Source organism: Acidaminococcus timonensis, assembly GCF_900106585.1.
Lineage (GTDB): Bacteria > Bacillota > Negativicutes > Acidaminococcales > Acidaminococcaceae > Acidaminococcus > Acidaminococcus timonensis.
Genome location: NZ_FNWH01000006.1, coordinates 898,281 through 914,827 on the forward strand (window position 1 = coordinate 898,281; position 16,547 = coordinate 914,827).

Annotated in this window: 20 protein-coding genes and 1 tRNA gene; 8 read left to right on the forward strand and 13 right to left on the reverse strand. The window is 48.8% G+C overall.

Features of this window, described 5'->3' with window-relative positions:
* The 6 genes from BQ5462_RS08085 to BQ5462_RS08110 form a co-directional block, all read right to left on the reverse strand.
* A tRNA-Pro gene (locus BQ5462_RS08085) sits at positions 1 to 77 on the reverse strand.
* A 117-nt stretch (positions 78 to 194) separates the two neighbouring features.
* The gene (locus tag BQ5462_RS08090; protein WP_071142833.1) at positions 195 to 1,325 is read right to left on the reverse strand and encodes a cation diffusion facilitator family transporter; all 1,131 of its coding nucleotides are present in this window, start codon (positions 1,323 to 1,325) and stop codon (positions 195 to 197) included.
* 150 nt (positions 1,326 to 1,475) lie between these two features.
* Complete coding sequence (locus tag BQ5462_RS08095) at positions 1,476 to 1,955, reverse strand: low molecular weight protein-tyrosine-phosphatase (RefSeq protein WP_071143357.1); 480 nt, start codon at positions 1,953 to 1,955, stop codon at positions 1,476 to 1,478.
* 307 nt (positions 1,956 to 2,262) lie between these two features.
* Complete coding sequence (locus tag BQ5462_RS08100; protein ID WP_071142834.1) at positions 2,263 to 2,469, reverse strand: hypothetical protein; 207 nt, start codon at positions 2,467 to 2,469, stop codon at positions 2,263 to 2,265.
* A 256-nt stretch (positions 2,470 to 2,725) separates the two neighbouring features.
* On the reverse strand, positions 2,726 to 3,010 hold the full coding sequence (locus BQ5462_RS08105) for a hypothetical protein (protein WP_071142835.1): 285 nt from the start codon (positions 3,008 to 3,010) through the stop codon (positions 2,726 to 2,728).
* Positions 3,011 to 3,139: 129 nt separating this feature from the next.
* Complete coding sequence (locus BQ5462_RS08110) at positions 3,140 to 3,430, reverse strand: hypothetical protein (protein ID WP_071142836.1); 291 nt, start codon at positions 3,428 to 3,430, stop codon at positions 3,140 to 3,142.
* Between the two features lie 124 nt (positions 3,431 to 3,554).
* Between BQ5462_RS08110 and istA the strand changes: the two genes are divergently transcribed.
* Together istA and istB are read left to right on the forward strand one after the other, a co-directional pair.
* Entirely contained in the window at positions 3,555 to 4,997 is a 1,443-nt protein-coding gene (gene istA, locus BQ5462_RS08115) for an IS21 family transposase (protein ID WP_071141677.1), read from the forward strand.
* Positions 4,979 to 5,734, forward strand: coding sequence for an IS21-like element helper ATPase IstB (gene istB, locus BQ5462_RS08120; protein ID WP_071141678.1), 756 nt, complete (start codon positions 4,979 to 4,981; stop codon positions 5,732 to 5,734). Before istA ends, istB begins: the two co-directional genes overlap by 19 nt.
* Before the next feature lie 175 nt (positions 5,735 to 5,909).
* Here istB and BQ5462_RS08125 read toward each other — a convergent pair whose 3' ends face one another.
* On the reverse strand, positions 5,910 to 6,641 hold the full coding sequence (locus BQ5462_RS08125) for an ATP-grasp domain-containing protein (RefSeq protein ID WP_071142837.1): 732 nt from the start codon (positions 6,639 to 6,641) through the stop codon (positions 5,910 to 5,912).
* Positions 6,642 to 6,929: 288 nt separating this feature from the next.
* Between BQ5462_RS08125 and BQ5462_RS08130 the strand changes: the two genes are divergently transcribed.
* The 4 genes from BQ5462_RS08130 (at position 6,930) to BQ5462_RS08145 (ending at position 8,484) form a co-directional block, all read left to right on the forward strand.
* Complete coding sequence (locus BQ5462_RS08130) at positions 6,930 to 7,172, forward strand: type II toxin-antitoxin system Phd/YefM family antitoxin (RefSeq protein WP_071142838.1); 243 nt, start codon at positions 6,930 to 6,932, stop codon at positions 7,170 to 7,172.
* Entirely contained in the window at positions 7,169 to 7,546 is a 378-nt protein-coding gene (locus tag BQ5462_RS08135) for a type II toxin-antitoxin system death-on-curing family toxin (RefSeq protein ID WP_012938473.1), read from the forward strand. Before BQ5462_RS08130 ends, BQ5462_RS08135 begins: the two co-directional genes overlap by 4 nt.
* Before the next feature lie 284 nt (positions 7,547 to 7,830).
* Positions 7,831 to 8,238 carry a hypothetical protein gene (locus BQ5462_RS08140; protein WP_071142839.1) on the forward strand — a complete coding sequence of 136 codons (408 nt, stop codon included), beginning with the start codon at positions 7,831 to 7,833 and terminating at the stop codon, positions 8,236 to 8,238.
* Between the two features lie 3 nt (positions 8,239 to 8,241).
* Entirely contained in the window at positions 8,242 to 8,484 is a 243-nt protein-coding gene (locus BQ5462_RS08145; RefSeq protein WP_071142840.1) for a helix-turn-helix transcriptional regulator, read from the forward strand.
* Positions 8,485 to 8,713: 229 nt separating this feature from the next.
* Here the strand turns inward: BQ5462_RS08145 and BQ5462_RS11085 are convergent, their stop codons facing one another.
* The 3 genes from BQ5462_RS11085 to BQ5462_RS08160 form a co-directional block, all read right to left on the reverse strand.
* The gene (locus BQ5462_RS11085) at positions 8,714 to 9,160 is read right to left on the reverse strand and encodes a CPCC family cysteine-rich protein (protein ID WP_205407947.1); all 447 of its coding nucleotides are present in this window, start codon (positions 9,158 to 9,160) and stop codon (positions 8,714 to 8,716) included.
* A 122-nt stretch (positions 9,161 to 9,282) separates the two neighbouring features.
* Positions 9,283 to 10,017, reverse strand: a complete 735-nt coding sequence (locus BQ5462_RS08155) for an ATP-grasp domain-containing protein (protein ID WP_071142841.1) — start codon at positions 10,015 to 10,017, stop codon at positions 9,283 to 9,285.
* A gap of 564 nt (positions 10,018 to 10,581) precedes the next feature.
* Positions 10,582 to 10,914 carry a winged helix-turn-helix transcriptional regulator gene (locus tag BQ5462_RS08160; protein WP_071142842.1) on the reverse strand — a complete coding sequence of 111 codons (333 nt, stop codon included), beginning with the start codon at positions 10,912 to 10,914 and terminating at the stop codon, positions 10,582 to 10,584.
* A 127-nt stretch (positions 10,915 to 11,041) separates the two neighbouring features.
* Here BQ5462_RS08160 and BQ5462_RS08165 point away from each other — a divergent pair, with 127 nt between their 5' ends.
* On the forward strand, positions 11,042 to 11,587 hold the full coding sequence (locus tag BQ5462_RS08165; RefSeq protein WP_071142843.1) for a flavodoxin family protein: 546 nt from the start codon (positions 11,042 to 11,044) through the stop codon (positions 11,585 to 11,587).
* A 632-nt stretch (positions 11,588 to 12,219) separates the two neighbouring features.
* On the opposite strand, the gene BQ5462_RS08170 is transcribed toward BQ5462_RS08165, so the two are convergent.
* Entirely contained in the window at positions 12,220 to 12,909 is a 690-nt protein-coding gene (locus BQ5462_RS08170; protein WP_071142844.1) for a radical SAM protein, read from the reverse strand.
* A 332-nt stretch (positions 12,910 to 13,241) separates the two neighbouring features.
* Here BQ5462_RS08170 and BQ5462_RS08175 point away from each other — a divergent pair, with 332 nt between their 5' ends.
* Positions 13,242 to 13,523 carry a type II toxin-antitoxin system RelB/DinJ family antitoxin gene (locus BQ5462_RS08175; protein WP_012938313.1) on the forward strand — a complete coding sequence of 94 codons (282 nt, stop codon included), beginning with the start codon at positions 13,242 to 13,244 and terminating at the stop codon, positions 13,521 to 13,523.
* 260 nt (positions 13,524 to 13,783) lie between these two features.
* Here the strand turns inward: BQ5462_RS08175 and BQ5462_RS08180 are convergent, their stop codons facing one another.
* Positions 13,784 to 15,157: an SLC13 family permease gene (locus BQ5462_RS08180; protein ID WP_071142845.1), complete on the reverse strand. Its 1,374-nt coding sequence runs from the start codon at positions 15,155 to 15,157 to the stop codon at positions 13,784 to 13,786.
* Between the two features lie 74 nt (positions 15,158 to 15,231).
* Positions 15,232 to 16,458 (reverse strand): tyrosine--tRNA ligase, encoded by a 1,227-nt coding sequence (tyrS, locus tag BQ5462_RS08185; protein WP_071142846.1) that lies wholly within the window; start codon positions 16,456 to 16,458, stop codon positions 15,232 to 15,234.
* Positions 16,459 to 16,547 lie beyond the last annotated feature (89 nt).

Sequence of the window (16,547 nt, forward strand, 5' to 3'; positions counted from 1 at the left end):
TGGTCGGAGCGGCGAGATTCGAACTCACGACCTCTTCCACCCCAAGGAAGCGCGCTACCAAACTGCGCTACGCCCCGAACACAAGTAAGATTATACGGCAAAAGGGGATATTCGTCAAGCACTTTTTATAATTTTTTTTAAGATTTTCTTTTTCCCTGTTTCCAGGCCTCTGCCCACGGCTCCCCGGGCCCTTTTCACCCGTGCAGCGCCGAGATATCCATATCCGTATCCACCGAGATCCAGTAGCCCGGATACAGGGGATCCAGTTCCTCTTTCAGCTCCCTGGCGGCCCTGGTGCGGTCCGTGCCAAAAGTGATCACCACATCGAAACGCATCTGTTTCTTCTTCCGGTCCACATAGAACCCGTGGACCTGCAGGGCCCAGGCATGCTTCATGACCAGCCGGGTCACCTTCTCCCGGATCCGGGCTGCCTCCGGATCCCTGGTATTGAAAGAATACACCGTGACCCCGGTCAGGCTCACTCCCGTGGCCTGGTATACCTTCCGGTGGATCCGGTGGGTCAGTTCATCCACCTGCTCCACCGTCATGGTATCCGGCAGCTCGATGTGCACCGAAGCGTAGTTCCGCCCAGGGCCATAGTTGTTGATCATCAGATCATAAGCCCCCCGGATCTCCGGTTCCTCCACCAGCAGATTCTTGATCTGGCGCACCAGCCCCGCATTGGGCCGTTCCCCCAGGATCTCATTCAGGGTATCCCGCAGCAGCCCATAGCCGCTTTTCAGAATGATGCAGGCGATGAAAGCCCCCACGTAGGCTTCCAGCGAAACCCCGCAGTACAGATAGACCAGTGCCGCCGCCAGGACCGAGAAGGACAGGACCGCGTCGAACAGGGCATCGGCCCCCGAACCCACCAGAGCCCCCGAATCCACCTGGGTCCCCTTGTTCTTCACATAGCGGCCCAGCACGATTTTCACCACAACGGCCACCACCAGAAGCAGGATGGTCTCCCCGTTGTATTCCGGCACCGCCGGGTCCAGGATCTTTTTCACACTTTCCACCAGGGCCGTGATGCCCGCATAGAAAATGATCATGGAAATGACCAGAGCGCTCAGGTACTCATAACGGCCATGGCCGAAGGGATGCTCGAAATCAGGATTGCGGCAGGCCAGCTTGGCCCCTGCCACCGTAATGACCGAAGAAAGCACATCGGACAGGTTGTTCACCGCATCCATCAAAATGGCGATCGAATGGGTGGAAAGGCCCACCACTGCCTTGAAGCCGGCAAGCAGGAGATTCACCACGATGCCGATCAAACTGGTGCGAAGGATCACAGCCTCCCGCTTCCAGCCTTGTATTTCTCCCATGGCTAAAACCCCTCTCATATAAAGTATTGGTGATATTATAGCACAGCGGGGCAGTTAGGGGTTAGCAACAGGACCCCGGCGGCCAGGACAGGTTCCCCGGAAGGACAACCGCTTCTATGTCCCCCGGCAGGTGGGATCCTCACCGGCTCCTTACCGTCCTGTCCCTTCCCTCCTGCAATGGTCCAGCAGTCCCCGGCAGCCTTCCTGGACATCGTCCCAGGTCCGCCGGAAATCCCGGGTATACCAGGGGTCGGCCACAGGACGGGGATTGGCCGTATAATCCATGAGGAGGCTGCACTTCTGGTCCGGGTCGCCGCGGAAGAGGCGCTTCATGTCCCGCAGGTTTTCATCATCCATGCCGATGAAATAATCATAAGACCCGTAATCGCCGGCTCTCAGCAGCACCGCACGCTTCCAGCCAGGGTCCATGCCATGCTCCCGGAGCAGCTGTTCCACCGGGGGATAAACCGGATTGCCCCGGCCGTTCCATATCTCTTCATCCGTCGTAGCCGCCGATGCCACATGGAACCCCTTCCCCACGCCCTCCTGTTCTGCCATCTGCCGGAACACGAATTCCGCCATGGGCGACCGGCAGATGTTGCCGTGGCAGATAAATAGTATTTTGATCATGGACACGAAACTCCCTTCTATGCCGAAATATGCCGAATTACTGCGGGTTTGCCCGTTTCACCTGTTCACGGAGAAAAGGACATAATTTTGCAAAAAACGGCACAACTTTCCCCATTGTAGTAGTAAAAATGGTAGTAAAACGGGATGTTATTACTACTGCACTTTTTGTGGGGTGAATTTTTTCTCTGTTATTATAGCAGAAAAGCCACACACTCAACCATACCTCTCTGGAGAAGACCCAACGCTATGGCATTCATGGGTCCCTCCTTTTCAGGTATAAGAAAAGCCCGCTGCCGGGGCAGGGGGCTTATTGTAATATTTGTATTGACTTGATTTCGTTTATTCCAAATTCAATTCCATTCCTTGGCTCATCCGGTTTTTGTAAAACAACAGCCTCTCCTTCTCCTTCACCATAATCAGCTGAAGAATAGGCTATAATTTTTCCTTTCCAGAGTTTATTGTTCTCGTCTTTCAACATAACGTTTAGGCCAAGATAATCGCTTAACCTTTTCATTTTTTCCTCCAAGGTACTATATGTGTTCCCGTATTCGAATAAGGATTTTTTCCACCATGTCTCTCCTCATTTCCGCACCAATGCTACCAGCAGCACCGCCCCTATCCCATAAGCCAGATTCGGTTGCCACTCAATATTTGATACAATTACACAATAATGCCCTTGTACCCTTGAATGATGCACCCCAGGGGAACCTTTTCTTTTAAAATTTGGTGACCGCATATAGAAAGATAATCAATCAATTAATACATATCATCTATAGAAATTGGATATCTGATTCCACAATATTATTGAAGTCGCCCGTTAACATTTTTCTTAGACCAGCATAAGTAATCCTTACAGGAATAACTTTAGAGCTGAATTCACTTTCTTTTGGATATGGATGAACTTCTGCATATTCAAGTGGGCCATAAAATTTTACACATAAGTATTTCTTATAGGCAAGCTCTTTAACAGAATGACTATCCATGATTTGCATAATAGTATCTCTATATTTTGAATCTTGTCTGGCATGAATAATCCAATCATAGGAAGCAATCATAAATTCTGTATCCTCACAAATCTCAATTTATCACTTTTCAACTTCGTAATACCCCTCTGCCTGGTTTTTGCCATAGTATTCCAAATCTGTTTACCGATGGCTTCCAGATTGTCTTTGTTCGTATAAGTATTAGTGATATTTGTCAACGAACGATTCATAGAACTCACTACGCTGGTTAATATCTTCAATGTTGGCATCAATAAAAGCCTGTAAGTCTTTTTTCATCATTTCAAACAGCTGGTGAGACTCTTCAGGATCTGTAAAGACCGTATGTACCATATCACCATACACCCCGCAAGTAATGGCATCATACGGATTGCACCGTTCCAGTGTGATACGGCATTGCCCCTTATACTCTTCATCATCTAAGATTACACCGCCTTCTGATCCAATTATATCTTTATGTAATATTTTCCACATTTGTGAATGCTAATATAAAAGTGAGCCATTTAAGATCTAAATGCTCATGAAAAAGTGAGCCACTCTGAAACAAGTTCCCCTATACTAGAGTCAGTAATTTGATTCTAAGGGGATTGATGTTAGGATGGTCATCACTATGAAAGATTATGGTCAAATTCGCCAGATGTACATTCGCGATGGAAAATCTATCCGCCAGATTGCCAGAGAAATGCATATCTCCCGTAATACTGTGGCCAAGTATTGCAAAGGAAATGCACTCCCGGGCATCCGCTGCGAATATCATCGGACATCTGCAGTGATTACAGAGGAGGTGACTCGATTCATCCAGAGCTGTCTGGATGAAGATGCGAAAGAACCCAATAAGAAGCAGCACCACACAGCCAAGCGGATTTATGACCGCCTGGTAGAAGAAACTGGATTTACAGGAGGTGCAAGCACAGTCCGGCGCTGCGTTCATCTGTTACGTGGCAATCTTCAGGAAGCCTTCGTCCCTTTGGCTCACCTTCCAGGTGATGCGATGCAGATTGATTGGGGTGAAGCTGTGGTTTACCTCAAAGGAGTGCGTACTAAAGTCAATTTCTTTTGTGCCCGCCTTTGCTACAGCTGTGCTCCTTTCGTGGTCTGTTTCCGCAGGAAGAATACGGAAGCTTTACTTGAAGCATTGAGAAAAGCTCTGGAATTCTTTGGGGGCGTCCCTGCTAAGGTCATTTTTGACAATGACCGGGTAGCCGTTAAGGAAAAAGGTGGCAAAGAAGCCATTGCCCAGGAAAAGTATGAAGCATTTGCAGCCCATTATTGCTTCCATACCGTTTTCTGCAATGTCCGGAGTGGAAATGAAAAAGGACTGGTGGAGAATCTCGTAGGCTGGGTCCGCCGGAATGTCTTTGTCCCTGTACCCAGAGTAGATGCGCTGGACGAATTGAACAGACTCCTGCTGGATAAATGCAAGGTGTATGCGAATACGCATAAAATCCCTGGACGGGAGAACCCTGTAAAGGATCTGCTCCTGGAAGACCAGAAACGTCTCTGCCCACTGCCGGGCAGCCCTTTTGATGCAAGCAGAGCAGCAGTCTGCCGAGTAACACCCTTTTCTGTTGTCCGATTCGTCGCTAACGATTATTCTGTGCCCGTGAAATATGTGGGACAGGAGGTCACGGTGCGAGCCTATGCTGAACAGATTCGGATCTTTGCCAAGGGGGAACTGATTGCTGAACACGCCAGAAACTATGGGCAAAACCAGCAGATTCTGAAACTTGCGCATTATCTGCCGTTGCTGGAATACAAGCCGCGCAGCATCCTGGAAGCAAAACCGGTACGGCAGAACCTCAGTGCTGCCCTGCTACAGTTCCTGGAGACCAATGCATTCAGCAGCGAACAGCTGGTTGAGATTCTGCGGCTATGTGCTGCCGACGGAGAGAACGCTTTTTGGGAGCACAAAGAGCAATTTATGGTTTCCGACAGGAAAGCGCATATCCTTACCGACCCGGTAAAAGTGCAGCAGACAGATCTTTCAATGTATGACCAGCTTTTACAGGAAGGAGGCACTATGTGCAGGACGCAGGTGTAAAGGAAGCACTCCGTTTCTATGCGAAACAGCTTAAACTTCCCACTTTCAAAGACGTCGGTGAACCAGCGGAAAAATTCCGCCCCGGACAAAGCCTGGAAGAATTCGTGCTCGGGTTGATGAAGCGGGAATATGCATCCCGTCAGGAAAAACAGCAGCAACGCAGGCTGAAGAGAGCGCACTTTCCCATGCTCAAGACCCTGGAAGAGTTTGATCTCACAAGGCTGGAACATGTTCGGCCTGAATATGTGAAGCAGCTGGCAAGCTGCGATTTCATAAAGAGGCATGAGAACCTGGTGATGATCGGTAATCCGGGGACGGGGAAAACACATCTGATGACAGCCCTTGGAGTGAAAGCCTGTCTGCTGGGCTGGAAGGTCATTTTCTGCAATGCCACAACGCTGGCAACTGAGCTATGTGAAGCCCATGATGATTACCAGTTGCGCAAGATGGAAAAAACTTTGAGCGGAGCAGACCTGCTGCTCATAGATGAATTAAGTTATGCAAGATTCAACCAGGAAGAATCTGAAATGTTGTTCAAAGTGATTGCCGAAAGGAGTGAAAGAGCCAGTACAGTGATTACGACAAACCTGGAGTTTTCCAAATGGACGGAGATGTTTGCCAGCGAGACGCTGGTTGCCGCATTGGTCGACCGGCTCACCTACCACTCCAGTGTTTTAAATATGAATGGACAGTCTTACCGTTTGCACAGCAGCAAACAGAAGATGACGAATGCTTAAGTGGCTCAAAAATTCGTGAGCAGGTGGCTCACTTTTTCATGAGCATGAGTGGCTCAAAAATTCGTGAGCAAGTGGCTCACTTTTTGGTTGACATTCACACACATTTTACACTCTCCAGCCGTCGTATATACTTCGTACAGGAATTATAACACGAAAAACAATTCATGCTCTTATATCAAAAATCCTTATACTCATCCTCCGTCTCGGTCAATTCTGCCCACCGCGCTGTCAGAAGTTTTGCATAGTCAATATAAAACAGCCCGTAACTTCCCAGTGCATATCCATCATTGACTTCAATGAGTAGAGTTTTGTCCGTATCCGTCACACCAAAATCCAAAGAATAGCCGGCTGGCGCGGTTTTGTAATCCCGTACGGCCCTTTTGATGACTTCCGGATCCGGTATTTTCTCCCAGGTTCCCCGATAGTGTCTTGCATCCAGGATTTTTCCATAGCGAATAAAACAGCGCCACTCTGTTACAAACCGGACGGGTTCCGAACACCACACAGGTACATCGTGCTCCCAGTTTCCGCAGCCGATCAGATCTTTGGGAGAACGGACCAGTACGCCGGTGATTTCTTTATCAGCAATGGATTTGACGAATACAGGCCACTGTTCTGGATGGGAGTTAATGGTATTGATGGTGGATTTCCAGATTTTTCTTCCCAGACAATATTCCAGCTCTACCGGATAATCCAAGTCTGGATAGGAGAAACCCATTTCTTCCAAATGTTGCTGGACCGCTTCTACATAACCAACCAAAATATCTTCTGGCTCAGCCTGCCGCATTTCCAAGGGATTATGAAAGAAGCGGATTTCGGCCCCCAGTTCTTCAAACCCGCACATGGCCTCAAAAAAATTCTTGCTGGCAGGACGTTCCCCTTTGTGAGCCTGTATCCAAACTTTCATTTTGTTCACTTCCTTTACTTTCTGGTGATGCCCAAATCTTTCTTATTCTCAGTATATCATATGACCTGTGCAAAAAAGCGGACAGAAACAGGCCCGTAATCTTCTCAAGACTGCAGGCCTTCTTTTTTTGCCCTCTGGGCGACCTGGCGACGGGCTCCCCTGACGGGTAGCCCCTACGGCATTGCAATGGGTCATTGGATATCCACAGTACCGTTTTTATTTTATAGGTTGAATTTATCCTATTTACGGGTTACAATTAAATCATCAAACTTTAAGGAGGCATCAACTATGAATGTCAATACAGAAAATCTTGTTTCCATCACAGAAGCAAACCAGAACTTTTCCCGTGTAGCCAGAATGGTTGATGAGAAAGGTCCTGTTGTCATTCTGAAAAACAACTCGCCTCGCTATCTACTGATTGAGTTCAACAACGCTGAACAGGAACAGCTTGCTGACGACGAAGATGTACTTACCGTTTCCAGGCGTTTAATCGCCAAGAATCGGAAGGCCTATGAGGTTCTTGCCAAATGATTGTTCTTTCAAAAGATCAAATCATCAAACTTCATACGCAACTGATTCAAGAGACAGGGGGAACTGATGGCATCCGGGATGAAGGATTACTGGAATCCGTATTGGCCGCACCATTTCAGTCCTTCTCAGGCACAGACATTTATCCATCTTTACAACAAAAGGCTGCTCGTCTCGGATATGGTCTTGTAAAGAACCATGCTTTTATTGACGGCAATAAACGTATCGGTGCACATGTAATGTTGGTGTTTCTCGCTCTTAATAAGATTGAGCTCACCTATACACAAGATGAACTGTCAGATACATTTTTAAAAATTGCCTCTGGAGAACTCTCGCAGCAAGATCTTCTTCACTGGATTATCATTCATCAAGAATAGCTCCATGCCATTTGTTGCAAGAAAAAGCCTTGTAGGATTTTTACATCCTGCAAGGCTTCTCTTTATTCTCTTTTCTCGTGAGTCTATCACCCCGACTGCGGGCTTCCTCTTTTCTGTCCCCTGGACGACCGGGGATGGGCTCGTGCATCTGGCGGGGCGCCAGGCCTGCGCCTAGTTGCTTTTTTACTCTCTTGACCGCCTGCTCTGTATGTGATATATTTTTAACATGAAATATGTATTTTCAATATATGTATTCTATTTCCCAAAGTAGAGGTGTATCCGTAATGTCTAAAAAGATCTTTGTTACTGTAAAGCAGTCTATCTTTTTGAATTATACTTTTACCGGTATATGCTGGATTATAGCTGGAATATGTAAATTCCTGCATTCTTTCATTTTCACATTGACTGCTTTAGTTTTCGTTTCACTGGCTACTATTTTAAGTATTTTTTTATTTACAATGGGACAAGAAGAAGAAAGGGATGAAATGGCTAAATCCCATATTATGGAATCCTGTTATAGGGGTTTTAAGGTTATGTGTATGACCACAATGTTATCTCTTATCTTCGCCATAGGTAATAGTTTTTTACCAACACCTATTAACTTTCCACAAGAAGCTCTGTTGAATATTATCTTAGGAGCTGGAATGACTGCTGCTGGGCTTACTTTTAGTGACCTAGAAAAGGATGCTTGAATCATGGAGTATCTAATTACAAAAATCCGTGACTTACGCCGGATCCATAAAATGCAACAAAGTGATTTAGCCAAATTAGTTCATGTCCGCAGAGAAACAATCAGTAATGTTGAAAACGGCAAATATAATCCTTCTTTAAAATTGGCCTTGGACATTGCTCATGTATTTGGTAAACCTGTGGAAGATATTTTTGAATACATTGAGGAGGATGATTTACATCTTCCGGATTCTGAAAAAACAAAATAGCGCATCCTATCTTTAATTCTAGTATATCATCTTACAAGAGTGAAAATACGGACAGTAAAAAAGCCATGGCAGGAATTCCCACCATGGCTCTTTTCATTTCCGTACCAAAGCCACCAGCAAAACCGTACCTATTCCATAAGCCAGGTTCCGCTGTGCTTTCAGCCGTTTCTGTGTTCTATTGGTTTCTTTCTCGTATGCGGGTAAGGATTCGTTGGCAATCCGCAAGGATTCATCCTGTAATTTCATCCCCCTTTTTCCAAGCTTCACGTGCCTCGTTCAGGGACATTTTGTTGGCGCCGTTTTTCATGTCCGGGTCTGCGGTTTGCCTGTCATCCACTTTCCATCCGCATTCAATACATTTGCCAAATTCTTTCACAACACTTCTGGTTCCGCAAACTGGACATACTTCCTCATTATCAGGTTTCCCTTCCACAAACTTCTTTTGAAAAAGGAGCTCTGCTTCTTCTGGCGTAATCTTTAGTGGCTTTGTGGGCCCATCATAACAAATACATAAAGTTGATATTTCGTCTGCCGTAAGTTTATCCATTGGCAAGTTGCGAACCTGCTTATATCTTTCCCAAAATTCTTTTTCTTCCCGGGATGGTCTCTTCCGCTTTTTTCTTACTGGTGGGTCTTGCCGTTTTTTTATCATTACGTTATTTCTTCGTTTTTTCATAGACATATGCCCTTCATTATATATGTCAACGGTTGGAGAAAACAGCCCACCTAAAAGATTGGAAACGTTCTATAAAAGTTCTCCAATCAAAATAGATGGTTGTATCTCAACAATCCAGATAGTTAAATATCTTCATACTCATCCTTCGTGCCTGTTAATTCTGCCCAACGGGCTGCCAGGAGTTTTGCATAGTCAATATAAAACAGTCCGTAACTTCCCAGTGCATATCCATCATTGACTTCAATGAGTAGAGTTTTGTCCGTATCCGTCACACCAAAATCCAAAGAATAGCCGGCTGGCGCGGTTTTGTAATCCCGTACGGCCCTTTTGATGACTTCCGGATCCGGTATTTTCTCCCAGGTTCCCCGATAGTGTCTTGCATCCAGGATTTTGCCATAGCGGATAAAACAGCGCCACTCTGTTACAAACCACCGGACGGGTTCCGAACACCACACAGGTACATCGTGCTCCCAGTTTCCGCAGCCGACCAGATCTTTGGGAGAACGGACCAGTACGCCGGTGATTTCTTTATCAGCAATGGATTTGACGAATACAGGCCACTGTTCTGGATGGGAGTTAATGGTATTGATGGTAGATTTCCAGATTTTTCTTCCCAGACAATATTCCAGCTCTGCCGGATAATCCAAGTCTGGATAGGAGAAACCCATTTCTTCCAAATGTTGCTGGACCGCTTCTACATAACCGACCAAAATATCTTCTGGCTCAGCCTGCCGCATTTCCAAGGGATTATGAAAGAAGCGGATTTCGGCCCCCAGTTCTTCAAACCCGCACATGGCCTCAAAAAAATTCTTGCTGGCAGGACGTTCCCCTTTGTGAGCCTGTATCCAAACTTTCATTTTGTTCACTTCCTTTACTTTCTGGTGATGCCCAAATCTTTCTTATTCTCAGTATATCATATGACCTGTGCAAAAAAGCGGACAGAAACAGGCCCGTAATCTTCTCAAGACTGCAGGCCTTCTTTTTTTGCCCTCTGGGCGGCCGGGGTGGGCTCCCCTGACGGGTAGCCCCTACGGAATGATATCGTACAGTACGTGATATGCGTAGGGACGACCCGTAAGGGGCGTCCGTTCCCAGGTCTGTAAGCGGGCGGATCACCGCTCGGACCCTACGGCATTGCAAAAGATCGTTGGACCCACACCGTCCTGCTCCTTGCTCTTCACTCTTCCTTTAATAACACGGCGGGCAGGAGGGAGGTCATCGTCTCGACCTGCCCTCCTCTGCTCAGTCTGTTTATGATCAAGGTCTCAACCCGTATACCGTTAACTTGGTCGGTATCTTGGTCGCTTATCTTGGTCGGTCACCGATCAAGTTGCTTTCTCCTTGAACCGGTTCCGACATGACTCCAATGTCCGAATTTCTATTTGACTGCAAACGAACGATGTACCGTTGGAGCGATGAATTCAAATTCGATTCTGTTCTCCCCAGACACACATCTGGTCCAGAATCGGCATGAGAGATTTACCGCGTTCTGTCAGGCTGTACTCCACTTTAGGCGGAATTTGCGGATACTCTTCGCGATGGATCAATCCATCATTTTCAAGTTCCTTCAAGGTGGAGCTGAGAGTTTTGTAAGAAATTGTATTGATATACTTTTTGAGTTCATTGAAGCGAACAACGCCATATCCGGCAAGCGCATAAAGAATATACATCTTATATTTTCCCTGGATCAATGACATGGTATAGCTGAAGCCGGTTTCCTCAAGCTTTGCGTCCTGAATACATGGTGCACTCATATTTACACTCTCCTTTTAGTAAGTATTGCACTTCAATGTGCGTACTTGATTCTTGTTACATTCTTGCTAAAATTATAATTACATAGACGGGAGCAGTCAATCCCGCAGATTTGGAGGAGGAGTTTCAATGAGTAAAAATATTGTAGTAATTACCGGCAGCCCTCGTAAAAATGGCAATAGCTTCGCTATGACCGAGTCGTTTATCAAGGCAGCTGAAGCCAAAGGACATACCGTTACCCGTTTTGACGCTGCTATGATGAATATTGGCGGCTGTCACGCCTGTGAGACCTGCTATTCTACAGGTAAGGCATGTACCTTTGATGATGATTTCAATACCATCGCTCCTGCAATTCTGGATGCTGATGCTGTTGTATTCACCATGCCTGTATATTGGTACTCCATCCCTGCACAGATCAAGGGTGTAATCGATAAGATTTTCTCGCTGGTTGTTGGAGGTAAGGATGTTGCAGGGAAGGAATGTGCACTGATTACCTGCTGCGAAGAACACGATATGTCCGTTATGGATGGTGTTCGCGTTCCCATTGAGCGCAGTGCGGCTCTTCTGAAGTGGAAGATGGTTGGTGAAGTTCTTGTTCCCGGTGTTCTGAACCCGGGCGCCATTGATGAAACTGATGGCTGTATACAGGCTGCTGCACTAGCAGATAAGTTCTAAGGGAGACGGTAACGACAACCGTGCGACACGTTCGTAAGTGAAAAGCTTGCGCACAAGGTCGAAGGAACAATGATTCCGTCCGATCGTAAAAAGCAGACCCGCAATCACCTTGACTGCGGGTCTGTTTTTTTCTCGCTGGGCGACCTGGCGACGGTCTCCCCTGACGGGTAGCCCCTACGGAATGATATCGTACAGTACGTGATATGCGTAGGGACGACCCGTAAGGGGCGTCCGTTCCCAGGTCTGTAAGCAGGCGGATCACCGATCGGCCCCTACGGCATTGCAAAAGATCGTTGGACCCACACCGTCCTGTTCCTTGCTCTGCACTCTTCCTTCATTCAGTCCCTCATGCCTTATTGGGAAACCGGATCACCTTGGGCTGGATTTCTCCCACCTGCTCCAGCTCTTTCCGTTATATCCCTATTGTCTTTCAAAAAAAATGGAGGATCTGAATGCTTAAGATCCGCTACCGCAAGCAATTCAAAGTTGATAAAATGGGCTGATCCCCAATCATCAAGAATAGCTCCATGCCTTTTCTTGCAAGAAAAAGGCCCGCAATCACCTTGACTGCGGGTCTGTTTTTTGTCCTCTGGGCGGCCAGGATGGGTCCCGGGCGCTGTACTCATTGAGTTTCATGTTGTCAAAAATTCAGCAACTTTTTTCAATTCATCCTGAGATATCCCCAGCACTTTGTTAAAAGGAAATTCCGGCGTGACTACCTGCAGCACATCGGGCTTTAAAAGGGCAACAGCACTGCGAAAAATATCCAGGGATTCCGGATCGTCACTGTAGCCTTTAACCACCGTGATTTCCAGATGGAAACGGCCCGTGTATGATTTCCTGAAGTTCACCATATTTTGAATATGCTGCCGAACCGTATAACCGGCGATAGGCCTTTGGGCTTTCTGGAAAGCTTCTTCCCGTCCCATTTTCAGTTCCCCGATGACTTCTTCACACCGACCTGCAATGGCCGCATACGCCGGATTTCCATAAAGATAGCCGTTTGACAGAAGTCGGATGGGGACTTTCTCCCTATGAACAGTATCAATGACCTGTTCCACACCTTTCAGCAGCACGGACTCGCCCAAAGAATTGAGAAATACCAAATCAGGCTTGGTTCTCTGAATCCGCTGTCGCAGATCCCGAATCGCATCGTCCAGATTTCCCAGATCCACGGACTCCTGGGTCTGTACGTGTACCAGCTTACGACTCACAGGACAAAAAATGCAGTTAAAATTGCAATATTTGCCGGGGAAAAGGTTTACTTCCAAAATAGATTTTCCCTCTTCCTGATACGGTTTTTTATAAATAAACTTTTCCATTAGTTTCTCCTGAATGTTTATTATGGTCAAAAATAAATAGGCCGCTTCCTTATCTGCTAAGACCTGACGATAAGGAAACGGCGTACTTCTGACTACTCGGCAGCAGCCAGCACCACTTGTATATGATTGATTCATGTTGAGTATAACAGAGTTGATGAAATTTGGCAAGCAGTCTGTGGGTTGAATTTCACCTGCCTGCTCCTACGAATCGCCAAATTTTATTTTTGCATCAATTTATGCTGCAGAAATAAAGCATTGTCATTTATTATATTTCTTTCTTCACTCTTTTTGCTTATAATTAAATTGATAAACAACAAAAGAGGTGAGTCAGGATGACTACTGCCAACATCAATGTCCGCGTGGACGCAGAGCTAAAAAAGGAAGCGGAAGGATTATTCAATGATTTGGGACTGAATATGTCGTCTGCCATCACCATGTTTTTAAAGAGTGCGGTCAGATGTGACGGGATTCCCTTCCAAGTCCGCCGCAATGCATTCAATGCTGAAACACGTGCTGCCCTTGCCGAATATGAAGAAATGAAAACTCATCCGGAAAAATACAAACGGTATCACAGCTTTGCTGACCTTATGAAAGATGTGGACAATGAAGCTTGACATCGTTGTACTGGAATTGTTTTTTCGCACTGGTTCCCATTCTGACTTGTTCTGAAACATTACATATCGAAAAAAGCAGCCCCGCAATCACCTTGACTGCGGGGCTGTTTTTTTTGCCCTCTGGGCGACCTGGCGACGGTCTCCCCTGACGGGTAGCCCCTACGGAATGATATCGTACAGTGCGGAAACAGGCATTCTTTAAGACGTTCACTGATTGGAAAACCAAGATTTTTGACAAAGGACCTTTTTGGATGCCTTTGTCATTGCGCCAGGAGCCCGAACAGGATGGCGATTCCCAGCCTTCCCACGAACACCGGCAGTCCACGCTGCCAGAGGTATCTGGGGGCCATGCCACAGCCCACCGGGATGGCCCGGATCCCCGTGGGCAGCAGGAAGGCTCCGTTCAGGGCCATGACGGCCATTTTCCAGCTGGGCAGCAGGGGCATTCCCTCCGTCCGGGTCAGGGTGATCACCAGGGGTACCACCATGGCCGAAGAAATGGTGATCCCTGCCGTCTCGGAAAACAGGCAGGCCAGCAGAGCGATGGCGGTGTACAGAGGCAGCCCGGGTTCCAGCTCCATCCCCTGCAGCCACGTGGCCAGGATGGCGTTGGCACCGGAGGCTTCCAGCAGATTCCCCATGGCCAGCCCTCCGGCAAACAGGATCAGCATCCCCCAGATCATGTGCTGCTGCACGTAGTTCCAGGTCAGGAAGGGGTTCCCCTGCCGGTCCGTGAGGAAGAACAGCAGGAAGCCCACAGAGCCATACAGATAGGCCGGCTGCAGCTGGGGGAACCAGGGGGCATACAGGGGCCGCAGGAAGGATCCCACAAGGGCCGTCCCGAACAGCCCCAGGCACAGCTTTTCATCCCGGGTCACGGGCCCCAGTTTTTTCCACTCCCGCCGGAAATATTCCCGGGTCCCCTCCAGCTGTTTCACCGGGCAGGGCAGCACCAGCTGAAGGGCCAGTGTACCTAGGGTGGCTGCCACCAGGTAGGGCAGGAACCAGAGCACCCACTGGGAAAACAGGACCTCCTGCCCCATTGCCTGCTGATACAGGGAGGTGGCCACCACGTCCATGGCCCCTCCCACCGGAGTCCCCACTCCGCCGATGACGGCACCAAAGCAGACGGCACACAGGATGGGTCCTGCTGCGGGAGCGTCTGCCCCATAGCCTGCCGCCTTCAGCATGGCCAGGGCCGTAGGCGTAAAGATGGCCACCACCACGGCATTGGGCAGGACCGTGGAAAACAGCACGGATGCCAGGAACCATACGGCAATCTGGCTCTTCATACTGGTCCCGATCAGGCCCAGGCACTGGAGGGCGATCCGGTGATCCAGGCCGATTTTTTCCCAGGGCAGGGTCAGTAAGGTAGCGGCAAACAGCAGGACGATGCTGCTGGAAGCGTATTTGGCCAGCAGCGGATCCATGGGGCCCAGATCCAGGATGGCATTGGCCACCACCGGCAGCAGGGCCGTCACCGTCAGCCCCACCGGCCGGGTGATCCACCAGAAAATCATCCACAGGGCGATGCCCAGGGCCATGGAGATCTTGAACCCCAGCCGGCTGCCCCAAAGGGCCCACAAAAGCAATGGACAGCAGGGTCCAAGGGCCAGGAAAATACGGTGTTTCATAGGCGGGACCTCCTCCTTGACGATTGGGACGGACAAAGCAAAAGGAGGCTGTGGGTCCTCACAGCCTCCTTTCTTCAGCCTCTTACGATCTTATAATACTTTTTCTTGCCCTTGCGCAGCAGCAGGCTTTCCTTGTCGTTGAACAGGGCATCGTCCACCACCGTGTCCACGTCGGTGATCTTCACATCGTCGATGGAAAGGCCGTTCTGTTGCATCAGCCGGCGGCCTTCGCTCTTGGTCTTGATGACGCCGTTCTGGGCCAGCAGATCCAACAGCTTGCAGCCCATGGCTTCCGCCGGTACGGTGATGGTGGGCACATTGTCCATATTGGCACCGCCGCTGAACAGGGCTTCGGCAGCCTGTTTGGCCTTGTCGGCCGCATCCTTGCCATGGACCAGCTTGGTCACTTCATAGGCCAGCACCACCTTGGCCTCGTTGATGTCAGCCCCCTTCAGGGCTCCCAGCCGCCGTACCTCATCCATGGGCAGGAAGGTCAGCAGGGCCAGGCATTTTTCCACGTCGGCATCGTCCACGTTCCGCCAGTACTGGTAGAAATCGTAGGGAGAGAATTTCTCCGGATCCAGCCATACGGCACCGCCTACGGTCTTGCCCATCTTCTGGCCCTGGCTGTTGGTCAGCAGGGTGTTGGTCATGCAGTAGGCCGGCTGCCGGTCTTTCCGGCGGATCAGTTCTACCCCGGCGATCATGTTGGACCACTGGTCGTCGCCGCCCAGCTCCATGACGCAGTTGTATTTCTTGTGCAGGGTATAGAAATCATAGGCCTGCATGATCATGTAGTTCATTTCGAAGAAGGTCAGGCCGTTGTCGCTGGCCAGACGGGTCTTATAGCAGTCAGCGGCCAGCATCCGGTTCACGGAGAAGTGGACGCCGATGTTGCGCAGCATGTCCACGTAATTCAGGTTCAGCAGCCAGTCGGCGTTGTTCACCACCAGTGCCTTGCCCTCGGACAGGTCGATGAACCGGCTGATCTGTTTTTTGAAGCAGGCGATATTGTGGTTGATGAATTCGGGGGTCAGCATCTTGCGCATTTCGTTTTTGCCGCTGGGATCCCCCACCATCCCGGTGCCGCCGCCCAGCAGGACAATGGGGCGATGGCCGGCGCGCTGCATATGGGCCATGACCATCAGGGCGATGAAATGGCCTACATGGAGGCTGTCCGCAGTGGGATCAAAACCGATATAGAACGTGATTTTCTCCTTTCCCAAAAGTTCCCGGATTTCGTCGGGATGGGACATTTGTTTCAAATATCCACGTTCTTCCAGTACATCTAATACGTTCATGAACATCCTCCTAGTTTGCGTGATTGATGGTTCTTTATTTTTCCTGGGCGGGCGGATCACCGATCCGCCCCTGCATTCGGCTAGTGACT

What these genes read in the sequence shown, in the direction of transcription:
- BQ5462_RS08090 (WP_071142833.1), bottom strand. Translation starts at nt 1,325, where the DNA reads ATGGGAGAAATACAAGGCTGGAAGCGGGAGGCTGTGATCCTTCGCACC.
- BQ5462_RS08095 (WP_071143357.1), bottom strand. Translation starts at nt 1,955, where the DNA reads ATGATCAAAATACTATTTATCTGCCACGGCAACATCTGCCGGTCGCCC.
- BQ5462_RS08100 (WP_071142834.1), bottom strand. Translation starts at nt 2,469, where the DNA reads ATGAAAAGGTTAAGCGATTATCTTGGCCTAAACGTTATGTTGAAAGAC.
- BQ5462_RS08105 (WP_071142835.1), bottom strand. Translation starts at nt 3,010, where the DNA reads ATGATTGCTTCCTATGATTGGATTATTCATGCCAGACAAGATTCAAAA.
- BQ5462_RS08110 (WP_071142836.1), bottom strand. Translation starts at nt 3,430, where the DNA reads ATGTGGAAAATATTACATAAAGATATAATTGGATCAGAAGGCGGTGTA.
- istA (WP_071141677.1), top strand. Translation starts at nt 3,555, where the DNA reads ATGGTCATCACTATGAAAGATTATGGTCAAATTCGCCAGATGTACATT.
- BQ5462_RS08125 (WP_071142837.1), bottom strand. Translation starts at nt 6,641, where the DNA reads ATGAAAGTTTGGATACAGGCTCACAAAGGGGAACGTCCTGCCAGCAAG.
- BQ5462_RS08130 (WP_071142838.1), top strand. Translation starts at nt 6,930, where the DNA reads ATGAATGTCAATACAGAAAATCTTGTTTCCATCACAGAAGCAAACCAG.
- BQ5462_RS08135 (WP_012938473.1), top strand. Translation starts at nt 7,169, where the DNA reads ATGATTGTTCTTTCAAAAGATCAAATCATCAAACTTCATACGCAACTG.
- BQ5462_RS08140 (WP_071142839.1), top strand. Translation starts at nt 7,831, where the DNA reads ATGTCTAAAAAGATCTTTGTTACTGTAAAGCAGTCTATCTTTTTGAAT.
- BQ5462_RS08145 (WP_071142840.1), top strand. Translation starts at nt 8,242, where the DNA reads ATGGAGTATCTAATTACAAAAATCCGTGACTTACGCCGGATCCATAAA.
- BQ5462_RS11085 (WP_205407947.1), bottom strand. Translation starts at nt 9,160, where the DNA reads ATGAAAAAACGAAGAAATAACGTAATGATAAAAAAACGGCAAGACCCA.
- BQ5462_RS08155 (WP_071142841.1), bottom strand. Translation starts at nt 10,017, where the DNA reads ATGAAAGTTTGGATACAGGCTCACAAAGGGGAACGTCCTGCCAGCAAG.
- BQ5462_RS08160 (WP_071142842.1), bottom strand. Translation starts at nt 10,914, where the DNA reads ATGAGTGCACCATGTATTCAGGACGCAAAGCTTGAGGAAACCGGCTTC.
- BQ5462_RS08165 (WP_071142843.1), top strand. Translation starts at nt 11,042, where the DNA reads ATGAGTAAAAATATTGTAGTAATTACCGGCAGCCCTCGTAAAAATGGC.
- BQ5462_RS08170 (WP_071142844.1), bottom strand. Translation starts at nt 12,909, where the DNA reads ATGGAAAAGTTTATTTATAAAAAACCGTATCAGGAAGAGGGAAAATCT.
- BQ5462_RS08175 (WP_012938313.1), top strand. Translation starts at nt 13,242, where the DNA reads ATGACTACTGCCAACATCAATGTCCGCGTGGACGCAGAGCTAAAAAAG.
- BQ5462_RS08180 (WP_071142845.1), bottom strand. Translation starts at nt 15,157, where the DNA reads ATGAAACACCGTATTTTCCTGGCCCTTGGACCCTGCTGTCCATTGCTT.
- tyrS (WP_071142846.1), bottom strand. Translation starts at nt 16,458, where the DNA reads ATGAACGTATTAGATGTACTGGAAGAACGTGGATATTTGAAACAAATG.